At 67.7% G+C, this 16,127-nt stretch carries 15 protein-coding genes and 1 pseudogene; 13 read left to right on the top strand and 3 right to left on the bottom strand.

Annotated elements, in window-relative coordinates; translation table 11 throughout:
• Positions 1–5 precede the first annotated feature (5 nt).
• The 9 genes from OG984_RS17385 to OG984_RS17345 are packed head-to-tail and all read left to right on the top strand — an operon-like array spanning position 6 to position 8,988.
• Positions 6–1,181 carry an MCE family protein gene (locus tag OG984_RS17385; protein WP_008362694.1) on the top strand — a complete coding sequence of 392 codons (1,176 nt, stop codon included), beginning with the start codon at positions 6–8 and terminating at the stop codon, positions 1,179–1,181.
• Positions 1,178–2,209: an MCE family protein gene (locus tag OG984_RS17380; RefSeq protein WP_008362693.1), complete on the top strand. Its 1,032-nt coding sequence runs from the start codon at positions 1,178–1,180 to the stop codon at positions 2,207–2,209. The genes OG984_RS17385 and OG984_RS17380 overlap by 4 nt, the downstream gene beginning before the upstream one ends.
• Entirely contained in the window at positions 2,206–3,195 is a 990-nt protein-coding gene (locus OG984_RS17375) for an MCE family protein (protein ID WP_008362692.1), read from the top strand. The genes OG984_RS17380 and OG984_RS17375 overlap by 4 nt, the downstream gene beginning before the upstream one ends.
• Positions 3,192–4,424 (top strand): MCE family protein, encoded by a 1,233-nt coding sequence (locus OG984_RS17370; RefSeq protein ID WP_008362691.1) that lies wholly within the window; start codon positions 3,192–3,194, stop codon positions 4,422–4,424. Before OG984_RS17375 ends, OG984_RS17370 begins: the two co-directional genes overlap by 4 nt.
• Entirely contained in the window at positions 4,421–5,563 is a 1,143-nt protein-coding gene (locus tag OG984_RS17365) for an MCE family protein (protein ID WP_008362689.1), read from the top strand. Before OG984_RS17370 ends, OG984_RS17365 begins: the two co-directional genes overlap by 4 nt.
• The gene (locus tag OG984_RS17360) at positions 5,563–6,867 is read left to right on the top strand and encodes an MCE family protein (protein ID WP_008362687.1); all 1,305 of its coding nucleotides are present in this window, start codon (positions 5,563–5,565) and stop codon (positions 6,865–6,867) included. The genes OG984_RS17365 and OG984_RS17360 overlap by 1 nt, the downstream gene beginning before the upstream one ends.
• A 2-nt stretch (positions 6,868–6,869) precedes the next feature.
• Positions 6,870–7,355, top strand: a complete 486-nt coding sequence (locus OG984_RS17355) for a hypothetical protein (RefSeq protein ID WP_008362685.1) — start codon at positions 6,870–6,872, stop codon at positions 7,353–7,355.
• Positions 7,352–7,936 (top strand): hypothetical protein, encoded by a 585-nt coding sequence (locus OG984_RS17350; protein WP_008362682.1) that lies wholly within the window; start codon positions 7,352–7,354, stop codon positions 7,934–7,936. The genes OG984_RS17355 and OG984_RS17350 overlap by 4 nt, the downstream gene beginning before the upstream one ends.
• 32 nt (positions 7,937–7,968) lie before the next feature.
• The gene (locus OG984_RS17345; protein ID WP_008362680.1) at positions 7,969–8,988 is read left to right on the top strand and encodes an ABC transporter ATP-binding protein; all 1,020 of its coding nucleotides are present in this window, start codon (positions 7,969–7,971) and stop codon (positions 8,986–8,988) included.
• Positions 8,989–9,197: 209 nt separating this feature from the next.
• On the opposite strand, the gene OG984_RS17340 is transcribed toward OG984_RS17345, so the two are convergent.
• The gene (locus tag OG984_RS17340) at positions 9,198–9,686 is read right to left on the bottom strand and encodes a TetR/AcrR family transcriptional regulator (RefSeq protein ID WP_141782164.1); all 489 of its coding nucleotides are present in this window, start codon (positions 9,684–9,686) and stop codon (positions 9,198–9,200) included.
• Here OG984_RS17340 and OG984_RS17335 point away from each other — a divergent pair.
• From OG984_RS17335 to OG984_RS17320, 4 genes and pseudogenes are all read left to right on the top strand, one after another.
• Positions 9,661–10,746, top strand: coding sequence for a tyrosine-type recombinase/integrase (locus OG984_RS17335; protein ID WP_141782163.1), 1,086 nt, complete (start codon positions 9,661–9,663; stop codon positions 10,744–10,746). The two genes, OG984_RS17340 and OG984_RS17335, sit on opposite strands and share 26 nt — an antisense overlap.
• A gap of 3 nt (positions 10,747–10,749) precedes the next feature.
• A pseudogene (locus OG984_RS17330) lies at positions 10,750–10,929 on the top strand (type IV toxin-antitoxin system AbiEi family antitoxin domain-containing protein); the annotation flags it as partial.
• An 87-nt stretch (positions 10,930–11,016) separates the two neighbouring features.
• Positions 11,017–11,394, top strand: a complete 378-nt coding sequence (locus tag OG984_RS17325; RefSeq protein WP_246088252.1) for a type IV toxin-antitoxin system AbiEi family antitoxin domain-containing protein — start codon at positions 11,017–11,019, stop codon at positions 11,392–11,394.
• The gene (locus OG984_RS17320; RefSeq protein WP_008362670.1) at positions 11,391–12,296 is read left to right on the top strand and encodes a nucleotidyl transferase AbiEii/AbiGii toxin family protein; all 906 of its coding nucleotides are present in this window, start codon (positions 11,391–11,393) and stop codon (positions 12,294–12,296) included. The genes OG984_RS17325 and OG984_RS17320 overlap by 4 nt, the downstream gene beginning before the upstream one ends.
• A gap of 290 nt (positions 12,297–12,586) precedes the next feature.
• Here the strand turns inward: OG984_RS17320 and OG984_RS17315 are convergent, their stop codons facing one another.
• Both OG984_RS17315 and OG984_RS17310 read right to left on the bottom strand, forming a co-directional pair.
• Positions 12,587–13,711 carry an acetate/propionate family kinase gene (locus tag OG984_RS17315; RefSeq protein ID WP_328527528.1) on the bottom strand — a complete coding sequence of 375 codons (1,125 nt, stop codon included), beginning with the start codon at positions 13,709–13,711 and terminating at the stop codon, positions 12,587–12,589.
• Positions 13,696–16,086, bottom strand: a complete 2,391-nt coding sequence (locus OG984_RS17310; RefSeq protein WP_328527527.1) for a phosphoketolase family protein — start codon at positions 16,084–16,086, stop codon at positions 13,696–13,698. The genes OG984_RS17315 and OG984_RS17310 overlap by 16 nt, the downstream gene beginning before the upstream one ends.
• Between the last annotated feature and the right edge of the window lie 41 nt (positions 16,087–16,127).

Below are 16,127 nucleotides of genomic sequence, written 5' to 3'. Positions count from 1 at the left end.
CGGGCATGGTTGATCGTCACGTCACGTACGGCCTCACCTTCATCGCGCTGATCCTCGCGCTGATCGTCGGCACCGTCGCCAGCTATGAGGGCGTCTTCCGCTCCACCGTCCCGCTCACCGTCTCCTCCGACCGGGCCGGTCTGACTTTGGCCCCGGGGGCAGCGGTCAAACTCCGAGGTGTGGTGATCGGCCGGGTCGGTTCGGTCGACCATGACGCCGGCGACGGGGTCTCGATCCAGCTCGAAATCGACCAGGACGAGCTCAATCAGATCTCCAGCGACACCACCGCCGAGATCGTCCCGCCGACAGCGTTCGGAGCAAAGTACATCCAGCTCAACCCCGGTGAGCCGGGCGCCGAGCGGATCCAGGCCGGGTCCACGATCGACGCCGACCGGGTCACGGTCGAGGTCGACGAGGCGTTCGAGAACCTCACTCAGGTACTGGACACGGCCAAGCCTGCCGAGGTCGCGGCCGCGCTCACCGCCGTCTCGCAGGCGGTCGACCAGCGCGGCGAGGACATCGGGCTCCTGATCACCCAGACCAACGGCTACCTCACCTCGTTCAACCCCTATCTGAGCACCCTCACCAGCGACATCAGGTCGGGCGCGAGCGTCGCTCAGACCTACGACACCGCGCGGCCCGACCTGGTGGCCCTGGCCGACAAGGCTGCGGTGACCAGCAGGACCCTGACCACCCAGCAGAAGTCGCTGCACGCCTTCGAGGTCAGCCTGTACTCCTTCGACAACAGCGCGAGCCAGCTGCTGGACAGCTCGGGTAGGCGGCTGACCACCACGTTGAAGCTGACCGCCCCGGTCGCTGACGTAGTCGAGCGCTACTCGCCGGAGCTCCCGTGCACGATCCTCGGCCTCGCCTCGGCCAACAAGCTCGCCGAGGCCGCCGTCGGCGGCACACATCCGGGAATCACCACGATCACCCGCATCGTCCCGGGTCGCGATCCATACACGTACGAGCGCAACCTGCCGAAGATCGGCGACACCAGGTCTCCCGAGTGCTACGGGCTTCCGTACGTCACCGAGGAGGAGGCACAGGCTGCGGTGCCGACCTTCGCAACCGGCGCCAACCCCTACGCGGGCAAGCAGCCCACGGTCCAGGAGAACACGCTCACCACGCTGCTCGGCCTGCTGGCCGGTGGCGCCAACGCCGCAGGAGGTAAACAGTGACCAGCAACAGTAAACTTCGGCGCCGGGAGCGTTCCGACCTGATCAAGTTCGGAATCTTCTTGGTGGTCGCGGCGCTGTTCACCTACTGGGTCGGTGTGGTGACGGCCGCGCATCGCCCCGGCGACCGGGTTACGTACGATGCCGTCTTCGCCAACGTGTCGGGTCTCCAAAAGGGCGACTCGGTCCGGATCGCCGGCGTGGACGTCGGCAAGGTCACGGCCCTGGCAGTCCAGCGCGACGCGACCGTGCGCGTCTCCTTTGACGTCCCGCGGGACCAGAAGCTCAACGCCTCGACCGAGGCCACGGTGCAGTACCGGAACCTCATCGGCGACCGGATCGTCCAACTCAGCCGGCCCGACCCGGACGCCAGACCGATCAAGGCCGGCGACACCATCCCAATATCCCAGACCAGGCCGGCCCTCGACCTCGACCTGCTGCTCAACGGGTTCAAGCCGCTCTTCGCGGGCCTTGCCCCGGCGCAGATCAACGCCTTCTCCGGTGACCTGATCAAGATCCTCCAAGGGCAGAGCTCCGCCATCTCCACGCTGGTGCAGCGGGCGGCCTCGCTCACCACGACGCTCGGGAACCGCCAGGAGCTGATCGGGGAGGTGATCCGCAACCTCAACACTGTCGTCGGCACCCTCGATGACAAGCGCGAGACCATCCAGGCGCTCATCGACCAGTTCAGCAAGCTTCTCGACGGTCTCGAGCAGCAGGACACCCAGATCCTCGATGCAGCGGCGCAGACCGACCGGTTCGCCCGTGACGCGGCGTCACTGGTCGAGGCGGGCAGGGAAGACCTGGCGGCCGACCTTACTCAGCTCACCAAGACGGCGAACGGCATCAACCAGGAGCAGGCCACTCTTCAGCAGGTCCTGCAGAAGCTGCCGAACCACTACGCGGCGATCCAGAACACCGCCTCGTACGGCAACTACTTCAACTTCTTCCTGTGTGGGGTCCGGATCCAGACCGAGGCCACCATCACGACTCCCTGGATCATGTCCGACACGCAGAGGTGCAAACGATGAGCGTCCGTACGCCCTCCCAGAACGCCGCCCGAGGCCTGATCGGCACCATGGCGATCGCCCTGGTGGTCACCGCCAGCCTCAACTACAACAAGCTCCCGCTCGTGGGCAACGGTGACATCATCCACGCCGCCTTCACCGAGGCCGGTGGCCTCAAAGGTGGAGATGCCGTGATGGTCTCCGGCGCCCAGGTGGGCAAGGTTCGTGACGTCCGTCTCGATGGCGACGAGGTCGTCGCCGACTTGGTCGTCACCGAAGGTGATGTCGACCTCGGCGGCAAGACCGAGGCACGCATCATCACGGTCACGCTCCTCGGCCGGGCCGCCGTCGAGCTCGTCCCCTCCGGCAGCGGGCGGCTGAGTGCCGGTGACACGATCCCGACCTCCCGGACGTCCTCGCCCTACAACCTCACCGCCACGCTGAACGAACTGACGACGACCACGGCGGACATCGACAAGGCACAGCTGGCCGGCGCGCTCGACCAGGCCAGCGCGGCTCTGAGCGGAACCCACGACGACGTCGGGCCCGCTCTGCGAGGTGTCACTGAGCTCACCGCCGCCGTCGAACAGAACGACGACCAACTTCGCGCCCTGCTCGCCCGCGCCTCACGGGTCTCGGGCGTCCTCGCCAGTCGCAACGAGCAGATCGAGACCCTACTTGTCTCCGGACAGTCGCTGCTCCAGCAGCTCAACGCTCGCCAGGCCGTCGTAGTGAGCCTGCTTAGCAGCGTGCAGGACCTCTCCACGCAGCTGCGTGGACTCGTCGACGACAACCGGGCCACCCTCGGCCCGGCACTGGACCAGCTCGATGCGGTGGTCACTCTGCTCAACCGGAACAAGGCGGCTCTCCAGGACGCCATCACCGGCCTACGCGGGTACGTCACCGGGTTCGGGGAGGCCATCTCGACCGGACCGTGGTTCGACGCGTACATCCAGAACCTCACCTCGCCAGGCACGCTGGTGCCGATCGTCTCGGGGGTCGTGAAATGACCAACTCCTCCAGTCTCCTGCTGCGCCGTGTCCTGATCGGGCTCGCGCTACTGCTCCTCGCCACGGGCGGCTACTACACGGTCAAGGACACCCGCTCGACGGTGCTGACCGCGGTCTTCAGCAACGCCGACGGGCTCTACGAGGGCGACGACGTCAAGGTCCTCGGCGTCGCCGTCGGCCGGGTCACCGAGGTCGATCCGCAAGACGACGGCGTACATGTGAGGATCGAGGTCGAGGGCGGGCAGCGGATTCCGGCCGAGGCCAACGCCGCGATCGTCTCCCCGAGCCTGGTCAGCGGACGGTTCGTCCAGCTCTCACCGGCCTACACCGACGGCCCGGCGATGCCCGACGGTGGCCAGATCCAGCTGGACCGCACCGCGGTGCCGGTCTCGTTCGACGAGGTCAAGAAGCAGCTCACCGACCTCGCCACCGCGCTCGCTCCCGATGGCTCCGGCAAGCAGCCGCTCCGGACCGCCATCGAGACCCTGGACGCCAACCTCCGCAACGGCAACGCCGAGCAACTGAGCGAGGCAGTTGAGGGGCTCCGCAGCGCCACCGCGACCCTCTCGGACGGGCGCGCCGACATGTTCACGACCGTCTCCAACCTGAACAGCTTCACCAAGAACCTCGCTGTCAACGATGCCGCCGTGGCCGGGTTCACCGAGCAGCTCAGCGAGGTCTCCGCGGTGTTGGCCGCCAACCGGCGCGAGCTCACCAAGGCGATCGAGGAGCTCTCCGCGGCACTGGTGGCGACGGGTGAGCTCACCCACGACAACCGCGGCAGGATCAAGAACTCCGTACGCGACCTGAACCTGCTCAGCGCTGCCCTCGCGGACCGATCCAACCAGCTGGCGGCGATCCTGCACATGGCTCCGACGGCCTTGATCGATCTCTTCAACGTCATCGACAAGCAGGCAATCACCGGCCGGGCCTCACTGACCGGGCTCAACGACGCCGCCCAGCTCGTCTGCGGCGCCGTGCTCGGTGCCGGCGGCACGGCACAGCAGTGCCGTGATGCGCTCGCGCCGCTTGTCGACCTGATCAAGACCGCCCAGCAAGGCACGACCGGGCCAGGCGCGACGGGGCCAGGCACGGGGCAGCCAGAGATGGACCCACCGGCCGACCCGGGGCGACCGCCGACACCGCTCCCTGACCTGGGCTCGGGCCTCGACGGGGTACAACCCCTCTTGCCCGGCCTGCTCGGCACCGACCTCGGAGGCGACCGATGAAGACACAGATCCTGGCCACCATGGCCGCAATCGTGGTCGGCCTGACCGGCTGCACGAGCCTCCAGCCGAACGATCACACACTTCCCGGCCAGCCCGGCGTCGGCGGGGACGGCTACACCGTCACCGTCACCTTCGACGAGGTCGCGAACCTGGTGCCGAACTCCGCCGTGCAGATGGACAACGTCGTCATCGGCACCGTCGCCGGCATCAGCGTCTCGGACTGGCAGGCAAAGGTCCGGCTCCGGCTGATGAAATCTGCCCGCGTCCCGGCCGATGCCACCTTCGCGATCGGACAGAAGACCCTGCTCGGCGCCCAGTACATCGACGTCAGCGCGCCCGGGCCAGCCCCGACACCGAGCAGCGCCGACAGCATCGCGGCAGCGGCGGAGCGGACCGAGATACTGCAGCACGGCGCCCGGGTTCCGGTCACCCAGACCGGTACCTACCCGGCCACCGAGCAGGTCCTCGGCGCGGTGGCGCTACTGCTCAACAACGGCGGGTTGTCGCAGATCGAGACCATCACCTCCGAGCTGGCGACCGCGCTGGACGACCGGGTCCCCGACACCCGCAACCTGGTGCGACGGACCAACGAGTTGCTCGCGGTGCTCGACGATAACAAGAGTGAGATCGTGCAGGCGCTCGAGGCGCTCGACCGGCTCTCCGCCGGCCTCGCTAAGGACCGGACGGTCCTGGCGAACGCGATCGACGATATCGCTCCGGGGCTGCGTGCGCTCGAGGAGGAGCGGGAGAGCCTCGTCCGCGCTGTCACCCGGACCGGCGAGACCGGAGATCGGGCGACCAAGGTCATCCGGGCCAGCCGTACGGCTCTCCTCACGAACCTGGACGCCCTGCGGCCCATCCTGACCAGCCTCGGCAAGGTCGGCGACTCCATCCCCGAGGCGCTCAAGCTCGCTCTGACCATCCCGTTCCCCGCGATGACCACGACCAACGCGCTGCGTGGCGACTACGCCAACCTCTTCGCGACGCTCGACCTCCGCGGCTCGAGCCTCACCGAAACCTGGCTCACCGGATTCGGGCCGACCGGCCTGCCTCCCGTTGGCGCCGCCCCCACGTCGACACCCATCCCGAGCACGTCCGACGACAGCGGCTGCCTGATGGCGAACCTGGGGGGCTGCTGATGCTGCTGACGAGACTGGTGAAGCGGCAGTTGGGCGTCTTCGCCTGCCTGACGGCTCTCGCGCTCGGGCTGATGGTCTTCACCTATGCGAGAGTCCCGGCGATGCTCGGCATCGGGGTCTACCAGGTCACCGCCGAGTTCAAAGATGCCAGCGGGCTCTACGAGAGCGCCCTGGTCACCTATCGGGGCGTCAAGGTCGGGCAGGTGACCGACCTTGAGGTGACCCCGCGAGCAGCCGTCGCCACTCTTCGTCTCGATGATGGCACCAGGATCCCCGGCAACGTTGACGCTGAGCTCCACAGCACCTCCGCGGTGGGGGAGCAGTACGTCTCCCTGGTCTCGCCGTCGACCACCAAGGCGGCCTTGAGCGCCGGGGACGTGCTACCAACTTCACGCACCGTCGACATGCCCCAGATCGCGCCCGTCCTGGATGCCGTCAACCACCTGCTTGAGTCCGTGCCGCAGCGACAGACACGCAACGTACTGGATCAGGTCGACACCGGCCTCGGGTCGAGCAGCGAGGACGTCGGCCGGCTGATCGAGGAATCCAGCACGCTCTTGGACACAGCCCAGCAGGAGGTCACCTCGACGACCGAGCTGATCCGCGCCCTGGAGCCGGTGCTCGCCACCCAGCAGGAGATGGCGCCGCAGACCGTGTCGTCGATGTCGTCGCTCCGCGCGCTCACCAAGGAGCTCGCGGCGAACGACGCCGACCTGCGCTCGCTGCTCCGCGACGGGCGTACGGGTCTGGACAGCACCGCCGCGACAGTTGATGACCTCCAGACCACGCTGCCGATGCTCTTGGACAACTTGATGGTCAACGGCGAGGTGCTCAACACCTATCTTCCGCAGCTTCAGCAGACCCTGGTCGTGTACCCCGCCACGATCGGACGACTTCAACAGACGGTCAATCCGCGGGCGAAGGAGGGCGACGTGAAGCTGGACCTACGCGCAGGCGTCAACAATCCACCGTCATGCACGACGGGATACCTGTCCACCGACGATCGACGCAGCCCGTCCGAAGAGAACGTACGCAAGGTCGACCCGCTCGCGCACTGCGAGACCGCGCCCAGCGACCCGTCTTCGGTGCGGGGCGCTCGCAACCAGCCGTGTCCGAATTCCAGCGCGCGGGGCCATCTACCCTCCTCGTGCGGGCTGGAGTTCGGCAAGGGGCGCTGGCCCGAGGGCGACGATCCGAACGCGCCAAAGGCTCCGGCAGGTGAGCCGTCGTCGACGGGGACGACGGACGCATCTGAGGACAACTCCTGGAAGCAGTTGTTCCTCGAGCCGGTCGGGCTGTGGTGACGATGTCCAGACTCTCCACAAGGACCTTCGTGCTCCTGCTGGTGCTAGGCATCGGGCTGCTCGTGTTCGCCGGGCAGCGCGCTTGGTCCTGGCGCGAGGACGTAAGCGCGGAGCATCAGCGAGCGGCGGCCGTCTCGGCGGCTTCCACCGAGGTCACCCGACTGATCTCGGTCAGCGCAGAGGACTCGGAGGCGGCCTTCGAGTCCCTTCTCGACGGCGCGACCGCCTCCTTCCGCAGCGACCTGAAGCAGCAGGCAAGTGCGCTGCAGAAGGCGCTGAAGGCCAACAAGGTCGACGCCGAGGGCGAGGTCGTCTCGGCCGGTGTGGCGCGCTCGACCGACGAGCAGGCGACGGTGTACATCGCGGCGACCGGCACGGTGTCGAACTCGGGCACGAAGGCACCACAGCAACGTGACTACCGGGTCAAGGTCGAGATGCGGAACGTCGAGGGCCGCTGGCTCGTATCCGGACTGGAGTTCATCCCGTGACCATCGATGAGACCGAGATGCCAACAGCCCTCTCAGAAGAGACCGAGGTGGACGAGCACGTGGACAAGTCGCGACCGCCCGAATCCGGTCGGCTCCGGCTCGACCTGGGGGGAAGACTGCTGCGCTGGGCGGTCGTGCTGCTCGTGATCGTCGGACTGGCCGCGGCGATAACCTTCGCCGCGCTCGCCGGTCACGCCTCGGACCGCGCTCGGGACCGAACCGATGCGCTCGCCACGGCCAAGAGCCGGGTGCCCGTCCTGCTGAGCTACGACCACCGCACGCTCGAAGCAGACCTCGACCGGTCCAAGAACCAGACCACCGGCCGGTTTCGCACCGACTACACCAAGCTGCTCGAAGGCCCTGTCGCCAAGGCAGCGACCCAGAAACAGATCTCCACGAAGGCGACCCTCTCCGGGGCAGGCGTCGTCGAGGTCGCCGGGCCGCGGGTCACGGTCCTGGTCTTCATCACGCAGACCACGATCGCGCCTGGAGCCGAGCCCAGCGTCAGTGCATCGCGCGTCGAGGTGAAGATGCAAAGGGTCGGCAACGGCTGGAAGGTGGCTGGGCTCACGCCCCGCTGACCGGACGACAACCCGCGAGTGGAGGCATTGGTATGGGTGTAGACGTAAAGATCGAAGGGCTGACCAAGAGCTTTGGTAAGCAGCTCATCTGGAAGGATGTCACGCTGACGCTGCCTGCGGGCGAGATCAGCGTGATGCTCGGCCCGTCCGGCACGGGTAAGTCCGTGCTCCTGAAGACGCTGATCGGTCTGATCAAGCCCGACACGGGCTCGGTGGTCATCGAGGGCGTCGACATCGCCAGCTGTTCGGAGCGAGACCTCTACGAGGTCCGCAAGCTGTTCGGCGTGCTGTTCCAGGACGGCGCCATGTTCGGTTCGATGGACCTGTTCGACAACGTCGCGTTCCCCCTTCGTGAGCACACGAAGAAGAGCGAGTCCGAGATTCGCAACATCGTCATGGAGAAGATGGACCTGGTCGGTCTCATCGGCGCCGAGAACAAGCTTCCCGGCGAGATCTCCGGTGGTATGCGCAAGCGTGCCGGTCTGGCGCGCGCTCTGGTCCTCGACCCCGAGATCCTGCTGATCGACGAGCCCGACTCCGGTCTGGACCCGGTGCGTACGGCGTTCATCAACCAGCTCTTCATCGACCTGAACGCGCAGATCGACGCGACCTTCCTGATCGTCACCCACGACATCAACTCGACGCGTACGGTGCCGGACAACATCGGCCTGCTCTACCACAAGCACCTGGCCATGTACGGACCCCGCGAGATGCTGCTGAGCTCCGAGGAGCCCGTCGTGCGGCAGTTCCTCAACGCCCAGACGATCGGCCCGATCGGCATGTCGGAGGAGAAGGACGCCGACGAGCTGGCCGCCGAGAAGGACATGGGCCTGCCGCCGCTCCCGCCGATCCCGATGCAGCTCGAGCCGTCCAACGGCATCCCACGCAAGTACCAGCGTCCGCCGGGCGCCTGGTGCCGCGAGAACGGTGTCACCCCGCCGCCGGGGTCGTTCCAGCCCGACGAGACACAGGCCTTATCTGGCGCTCGTGTACTTCAGATGGAGTCGTCGCGACCGTCCGTAGCAGGGACGTCTGGCGAGTTGTTCACGTAGAAACGCTCGCCGCCGACGTTTCTAGCGGTTCTTGTCGCAGCGAGACCGGGTTGGACTGATCGCTCAACTGTTGGCACAGTCGGCCATGGTTTCCGCTGCAGGCGGCATCTCATACTGCTGCTTCGCCCGAATCACATCGAGGCACGGCCACCATTGCCGCGATGGGCCACGACCATCCCGGTAGCCACATCGCTGCCTGAGACTGTCGGTCAGACCTCGGAACTCGCGTTCGCGGTTGGCGGAGCGAAACAGCAGGCGAAAGCATCGAGACCCTCGGCGGCTGCATCGAGCAGCGCGGGAATCGCATCGTCCTCGAAGTCATCGGTGCCCACGTGTTCGGCCAGCCGCTCACGCGCCCGATCCAGGATGGTCCGACACAGCTCTGCCTTGGAGTCGAAATACCTGTAGAGCACGACGCGCGTGCCCCGTGCCTCATCGGCGACATCGCCCGGGCTTGTCTCGGCGAAACCTCGTGGCGCGCAGGGCCGCGTTGGACGCGGGACCGCTGTTGCCGGCGGGCACCTGAATTCGCAGAACCATCCCCGCCCGGTGTCGGCGCACCGCCGCTTTCGCCCCGCAAGTACTCGCACTTTTCGCGCCAGCACCCGCTCGATGGGCCAGTGCGCTCGAGTTGAGGCCGGGTGCGTCGGGTCGCGTGGGTAGAACCGCGCGATGAACTCAACGTCTCCAGTGCTCATCGACTCCTATCCTCACCGCGGTACGCCGCTCACCGCGGAGGACGTCGAGCGGATCGCCGCCGCGATCACCGCCACCCACGCTGCGACCACCCGCACCGTCTACGCCTCCGCCTGGCGCCGATGGGAACGCTGGTGCACGCACCGCGGCATCGCTCCGCTCGGCGAGGAGGGTCCCGGCGCCGGCCGTCGGGGCGCCGACCCGGTCGCGGTGTGCGCCTACCTCGCCGAGACAGCCGCTGACGGGCTCTCGGCCGCGACTGTCGACCTGGCTTGCTCCGCGATCGGCTACCACCACCGATGTCGCGACCTGACCGATCCCACCGCGACCGTAGCCGTTCGCCAGGTACGCCGCGGCCTGCACCGCATCCTTGGGACCGCGCCACGCCGACCCGCCCATCCAGTCGGCCCCGAAGAGATCGGCCAGCTCCTCGCCGCCATCGACCGTGACAGCCCGGTTGGTGCGCGAGACGCCGCGGTCATCCTGCTCGGCTTCGCCGGCGCGCTGCGCCGCTCCGAGCTCGCGAACCTCACACTCGCCGACCTCGAACCCAAGCCCGGCGGACTGTTGCTCCGCCTGCGCCGCTCGAAGACCGACCCCGATGCTCGCGGGCAGGTCGTCGGGATCGCACCGGGCCGCCACCGCGACACCGACCCGATCACGGCCCTCGACGCCTGGCTCGCCCATCGAGGACCCGGGCAGGGCCCGGTCTTCACCAGCTTCCGCAACGGCGCTCCGCCGCTCCAACCGATCTCCGGCAACGTCGTCACGAGTGTCGTCAAGCGCTACGCCGAGGCCGCCGGGCTGACCGGCCGCATCACGGCTCACTCGCTGCGCGCAGGACACGCCACCACCGCCGCCATGGCCGGCGTCGGCATCGACCGGATCGCCGCCCAGGCCAGGCACCGACGCATCGACATCCTCATCGACCGCTACATCCGACCAGCCCAAGCGCTGCACGCCACTTCCAGCCGCCACCTGGGCTGTGACCGGTTCGCGTTCGTAACGCGCACGATGTGGTCGCTTTGCGAAACGTCAATGCTGGCGGGTGTCTTGCATTGAGCCATGCAACCATGGATAAAAACCACTCACTCTCCCTGCGAGAGTGTATGGTTTTTATCCATGGTGGGATTGGAGTCACTTCCAGTGACGTTCACGACACGAGCGGCCCTGCGAGCAGGGGCGCATCCGCGGGACCTGTATCGATGGCGGGACGATGGCGATGTCATCGAGCTCTCGCGAGGTGTGTTTCGTAACGCGGCAGCGCCGGAGCCCTCGTTCCCTGACCTGTTGGCCGTCGGCATGAGGGCTCCGCACGCGATCGTGTGCTGCGTGAGCGCTGCGGTGGCCCACGGTCTCAGTGACGAGATGGAACCTGCGGTCCAGATCGCGATCGCGTCCGGGCGAAACCTGGCCCGCATCACCTTCCCGCCGACGACGGTGTTTCGGTTCGATGCTGAGACCTTCGAGCTCGGACTCTCGCAATTGGAGGTCGCGCCGGACGAGTTCACGCGAATCTACGATCCCGCTCGGACAGTGGTGGACCTGATGCGCCTGCGGCACCGACTCGGCGAGCCGGTGGCGCACACGGTGCTCAACAGGTACTTGGAATCGCCAGGAGCGAAGCCGGGGCGGGTGCTGGAGTACGCCAACGCCCTCGGGGTCGTCGGGCCGGTGCGGTTGGCACTCGACATCGCGGGGGCACGATGAGTCGGCCGACGCGAGAGTCGGCGGCCGGGCGCGCCTACTTGGATCTGCAGAACCGAGCTCGGCGGGAGCGCAGGCGTACCCAGGACCTGTTGACGATGTACGTCGTGGAGCGATGGCTGGCCCGGATGAGCGCATCGCCATACGCCGGTGACTTCGTCCTCAAGGGCGGGATGCTCCTGGCGAGCTTCGGGAGTCGGCGCCCGACCACCGATGCGGACGCTTTGGCTCGGAACATGCCGGCCGACGAGAGCGCCGTCGCGGCCCGGGTGGTCGAGATCGCAGGTCTGGCCGACCCGGACGACGGAGTGGTTTACCTGACCGAGACCGTCAAGACGGCGATGATCCGAGACGACGCGCTCTACTCCGGTGTCCGCGTGACCATGGACGCGACGCTGGGCACGGCGCAGCTGAAGCTCAAGCTGGACATCAACTTCGGAGATCCAGTGACACCGGAGCCATCAGTCGTCGAGCTGCCTGCGCTGCGACCCGGCGCACCGCCGGTGCGGATATTGGGGTATCCGATCGCGACCGTGCTGGCGGAGAAGATCTCGACCGCGATCGACCTCGGGCCGGCGAGCACAAGAGTGCGGGACTGGGCCGACATCTACACCCTGGTCACGACCCATGACCTCGACGGTGCCGAGGTGAGCGCGGCAGTGGCGGCCACCATGAACTTTCGAGGGGTCGTCGTCAGATCGCTGTCTGAGGCGATCGGTGACCTCGTGAAGGTCCGGGCCTCAGCGTACGTCGCGTATCGACGCGGGCTCGGCGCCGATGGCGAGCATCTCCCCGCGACATTCGAGGAAGTCGTGGAGACGGCGGTCCGGTTCGCCGACCCGGTGCTGAGTGCCGGCACCCCCGGCGCTGCGCAGTGGCGGGCGGAGGCCCGGACGTGGTCCTGAACTCCGCGAATACTCCGCGAAAACCCTGTCGAGAGACCCCGAGATCGGGCGAGGAGATGAGGTAATGTCGACCTCGTCATCGAAAACGATGACGGATGTTCGCCCAGGTCAAACGGTGGTTTCTCAGAAACTGGTCGAGAAACCACGAGAGATGCGGCACCCGGCGAAGGGCGCCAGGCACCAAGAGAAGGCCAGGGGTTCGAATCCCCTCAGCTCCACCAAGGAAATACCAGGTCAGAACGGGCATCTGTCATCCAGAACCAGAGGATGATCAGATGCCCGTTCCGCGTTCACTCCGCGGTGGCGGGCCGTCGGCGAAGCACCGCGCGGGTCTCGCGCGCCACCTCGACGTCCTCGGCGGCGGTCACGACCACGGTCCGTGCCGGCGCAGCCGCGGTCGAGACGTCGGCGTCGGTCGTCGCCTGGTTGCGCTGGTCGTCGATCGCCACTCCGAGGAAGCCCAGCCGGGTCGCGACATCAGCACGTACGACGGGTGCGTGCTCCCCGATCCCGCCGGTGAACACGAGCACGTCCAGGCCGCCCGCGCCGGCCGCCATGGCGCCGATGCCGCGTACGAGCGACTGTACGAACACGTCGTAGGCCAGGGCGGCGTCCCGCTCACCCGCCGCACGAGCGGCGAGCACGTCGCGCAGGTCACCGGACGTGCCCGAGAGCCCCTTCAGGCCGGACCGGTGCTCGAGCACGTCGGAGAGACTCTCGCTGTCGACATCACCGTGGCTGAGCAGCCACAGCAGGGCGCCCGGATCAACGCTGCCGGTCCGGGTCTGCATCACGATCCCTTCGAGCGGGGTGAAGCCCATGGTGGTATCGACCGAGCGGCCGCCGCGAACCGCGGCGAGGGAGGCCCCGGCGCCGAGATGGCAGGACACCATGCGGAGGTCGGGCGCGGGTCGGCCCACCAGCTCGGCGGCGCGGCGTACGGCGTAGGCGTGCGAGAGCCCGTGGAACCCGTAGCGGCGCAGGCCGAACCGGGCGTTCCACTCCCGAGGCAGAGCGTAGGTGCGGGCCGCGGCGGGGAGACCGGCGTGGAAGCTGGTGTCGAAGGCGGCGACCGACGGCAGGTGGCCGAGCAGGTTGGCCACGGCACGGATCCCCGCCACCGCCCGTGGATTGTGCACGGGTGCGAGATCGTGGATCGAGTCGAGGTAGTCCGTCACCTCCTCGTCGATGAGAACCGCCGAGGAGTACCGCGGTCCGCCGTGCACCACGCGATGGCCGACGGCGTCGATCCCGTCGACCGAGCCGAGGAACTCCTCCAATGGAGCCAGGTGGTCCTCTCCCTCCCACCGCTCGACGGTGCGGGTCGCCACCCGGGTGCCGTCCGGGTCGAGGACGCTGAGCTTCAGGCTGCTCGACCCGGTGTTGAGGACCAGCACCCTCATCGTGGCTGCCACTGCCAGTCGCGTACCTCGGGGAGGTCCTCACCGTGCTCCCGGATGTACGCCGCGTGCTCGATCAGCTTGTCGCGCAGCCACTCGCGGGTCTCCCCACGTCGGTTACGCAGCCGCGGTACCCGGTCGATGACGTCGATCGCGAGGTCGTAGCGATCCACCTGGTTGAGCACGGTCATGTCGAACGGCGTGGTGGTGGTGCCCTCCTCCTTGTAGCCGCGCACGTGGATGTTGTCGTGGTTGGTGCGGCGGTAGGTGAGCCGGTGGATCAGCCAGGGGTAGCCGTGATAGGCGAAGACCACTGGCCGGTCGGTGGTGAACAGCGCGTCGAAGTCGGCGTCGGGCAGCCCGTGCGGGTGCTCGCGGTGATCCTGCAACCGCATCAGGTCGACCACGTTGACCACCCGCACCCGCAGGTCCGGGAAGAACCCGATCAGCAGGTCGACCGCCGCGAGCGTCTCCATCGTGGGGACGTCGCCGGCACATCCCATCACCACGTCGGGCTCCTCGTCGCCGTCGGTGCTGGCCCACTCCCAGATGCCGATGCCCTTGGTGCAGTGCACGACGGCCTGGTCCATGTCGAGGTACTGCCGAGCCGGCTGCTTGCCGGCGACGATCACGTTGACGTACTGCCGGCTGCGCAGGCAGTGATCGGCCACCGAGAGCAGGCAGTTGGCGTCCGGCGGCAGGTAGACCCGGACCACGCTCGCCTTCTTGTTCACGACATGGTCGATGAAGCCGGGGTCCTGGTGGGAGAAGCCGTTGTGGTCCTGGCGCCACACGTGGGACGTGAGCAGGTAGTTCAACGACGCGATCGGCCGCCGCCAGGGGATCTCGTTGGTGGTCTTGAGCCACTTGGCGTGCTGGTTGAACATCGAGTCGATGATGTGGATGAACGCCTCGTAGCAGGAGAACAGCCCGTGTCGGCCGGTCAGCAGGTAGCCCTCGAGCCAGCCCTCGCAGGTGTGCTCGGACAGGATCTCCATCACCCGCCCGTCCGGGGCGAGGTGATCGTCGTACGAGGTGGTCTCGGCGTTCCAGGCGCGGTCGGTCACCTCGAGGACGTCCTGGAGCCGGTTGCTGTTGTTCTCGTCGGGGGAGAACAGCCGGAACCGGTCGCTGTTGCGGGCCATCACATCGCGCAGGAACGTACCGAGCACCCGGGTGGCCTCCACGGCTCCGGTGCCCGGTGCGGACACCGGGACGCCGTACTCCCGGAAGTCGGGAAGCCGCAGGTTGCGCAGCAGCAGGCCGCCGTTGGTGTGCGGACTGGCACTCATCCGGCGGGTACCGGCCGGATGCTGCTCGCGTACGACGGGAACCGGCGCCCCCGTCGCGTCGAAGAGCTCCTCGGGACGGTAGCTGCGCAACCACTCCTCCAGCACGCGACGGTGCGCCTCGTTGCCGCGGGCGTCGGTGAACGGCACCTGGTGGGAGCGCCAGTAGCCCTCGATGCGCCGGCCGTCGACCTTCTCGGGTCCGGTCCAGCCCTTGGGGCTGCGCAGCACGATCATCGGCCACGGCCGTCGCTCGACGGCCCCACGGGTACGTGCCTGCTGTTGGATGTCCCGGATCTCGTCCAGGCAGTGCTCGAGGGTGGCCGCGAACGCCTGATGCATCTGCTCCGGATCGTCTCCGGACACGACGTACGGCGTGTGGCCGTAGCCGCGCAGCAGCGCAAGCAGCTCGTCGTCCGGGATGCGGGCCAGCACCGTCGGGTTGGCGATCTTGTACCCGTTGAGGTGCAGGATCGGCAGCACCGCGCCGTCGCGCCGCGGGTCGAGGAACTTGGTGCCGTGCCAGCTGGTCGCGAGCGGCCCGGTCTCTGCCTCGCCGTCCCCGACCACGCAGGCGACGATGAGATCAGGATTGTCGAACGCCGCGCCGTACGCATGCGACAGCGAGTAGCCCAGCTCGCCACCCTCGTGGATCGAACCGGGAGTCTCCGGTGCGACGTGGCTGGGAATCCCGCCCGGGAAGGAGAACTGCCGGAACAGCCGGCGTATGCCGTCCTCGTCCTGGCTGATATCGGGGTAGGTCTCGGTGTAGGTGCCCTCCAGGTACGCCGCAGCGACGATCCCCGGGCCGCCGTGTCCGGGGCCGGTCACGTAGATCATGTCCAGGTCGCGGGCGCGAATGACCCGGTTCAGGTGCGCGTAGATGAACGTCAGCCCGGGCGTGGTGCCCCAGTGCCCCAGGAGTCGCGGCTTGATGTGCTCCGGCTGCAGCGGTTGGCGCAGCAGCGGGTTGTCCATCAGATAGATCTGGCCCACGGACAGATAGTTCGCGGCTCTCCACCACGCATCGATGCGCTCGAGTTCGTCGTGGGCGAGCGGCGCGCCCTGAACCATCGCGGCAACGGTGTCTGTGTCGGTCATGGCGTCCTTCGTCTAGGCGTCGCCCCGCGACGCGGCGCGTG

It is taken from the genome of Nocardioides sp. NBC_00368 (genome assembly GCF_036090055.1).
Lineage (GTDB): Bacteria > Actinomycetota > Actinomycetes > Propionibacteriales > Nocardioidaceae > Nocardioides.
Note: the sequence above shows the minus strand (reverse complement) of the source record. Positions and strands in the feature narration are given on the sequence as shown.

Bases quoted from the DNA above. Each gene is read 5' to 3' on its own strand.
- OG984_RS17355 (WP_008362685.1), top strand. From the start codon at position 6,870: ATGTCCAGACTCTCCACAAGGACCTTCGTGCTCCTGCTGGTGCTAGGC.
- OG984_RS17365 (WP_008362689.1), top strand. From the start codon at position 4,421: ATGAAGACACAGATCCTGGCCACCATGGCCGCAATCGTGGTCGGCCTG.
- OG984_RS17375 (WP_008362692.1), top strand. From the start codon at position 2,206: ATGAGCGTCCGTACGCCCTCCCAGAACGCCGCCCGAGGCCTGATCGGC.
- OG984_RS17310 (WP_328527527.1), bottom strand. From the start codon at position 16,086: ATGACCGACACAGACACCGTTGCCGCGATGGTTCAGGGCGCGCCGCTC.
- OG984_RS17345 (WP_008362680.1), top strand. From the start codon at position 7,969: ATGGGTGTAGACGTAAAGATCGAAGGGCTGACCAAGAGCTTTGGTAAG.
- OG984_RS17335 (WP_141782163.1), top strand. From the start codon at position 9,661: ATGAACTCAACGTCTCCAGTGCTCATCGACTCCTATCCTCACCGCGGT.
- OG984_RS17360 (WP_008362687.1), top strand. From the start codon at position 5,563: ATGCTGCTGACGAGACTGGTGAAGCGGCAGTTGGGCGTCTTCGCCTGC.
- OG984_RS17320 (WP_008362670.1), top strand. From the start codon at position 11,391: ATGAGTCGGCCGACGCGAGAGTCGGCGGCCGGGCGCGCCTACTTGGAT.
- OG984_RS17370 (WP_008362691.1), top strand. From the start codon at position 3,192: ATGACCAACTCCTCCAGTCTCCTGCTGCGCCGTGTCCTGATCGGGCTC.
- OG984_RS17340 (WP_141782164.1), bottom strand. From the start codon at position 9,686: ATGAGCACTGGAGACGTTGAGTTCATCGCGCGGTTCTACCCACGCGAC.
- OG984_RS17385 (WP_008362694.1), top strand. From the start codon at position 6: ATGGTTGATCGTCACGTCACGTACGGCCTCACCTTCATCGCGCTGATC.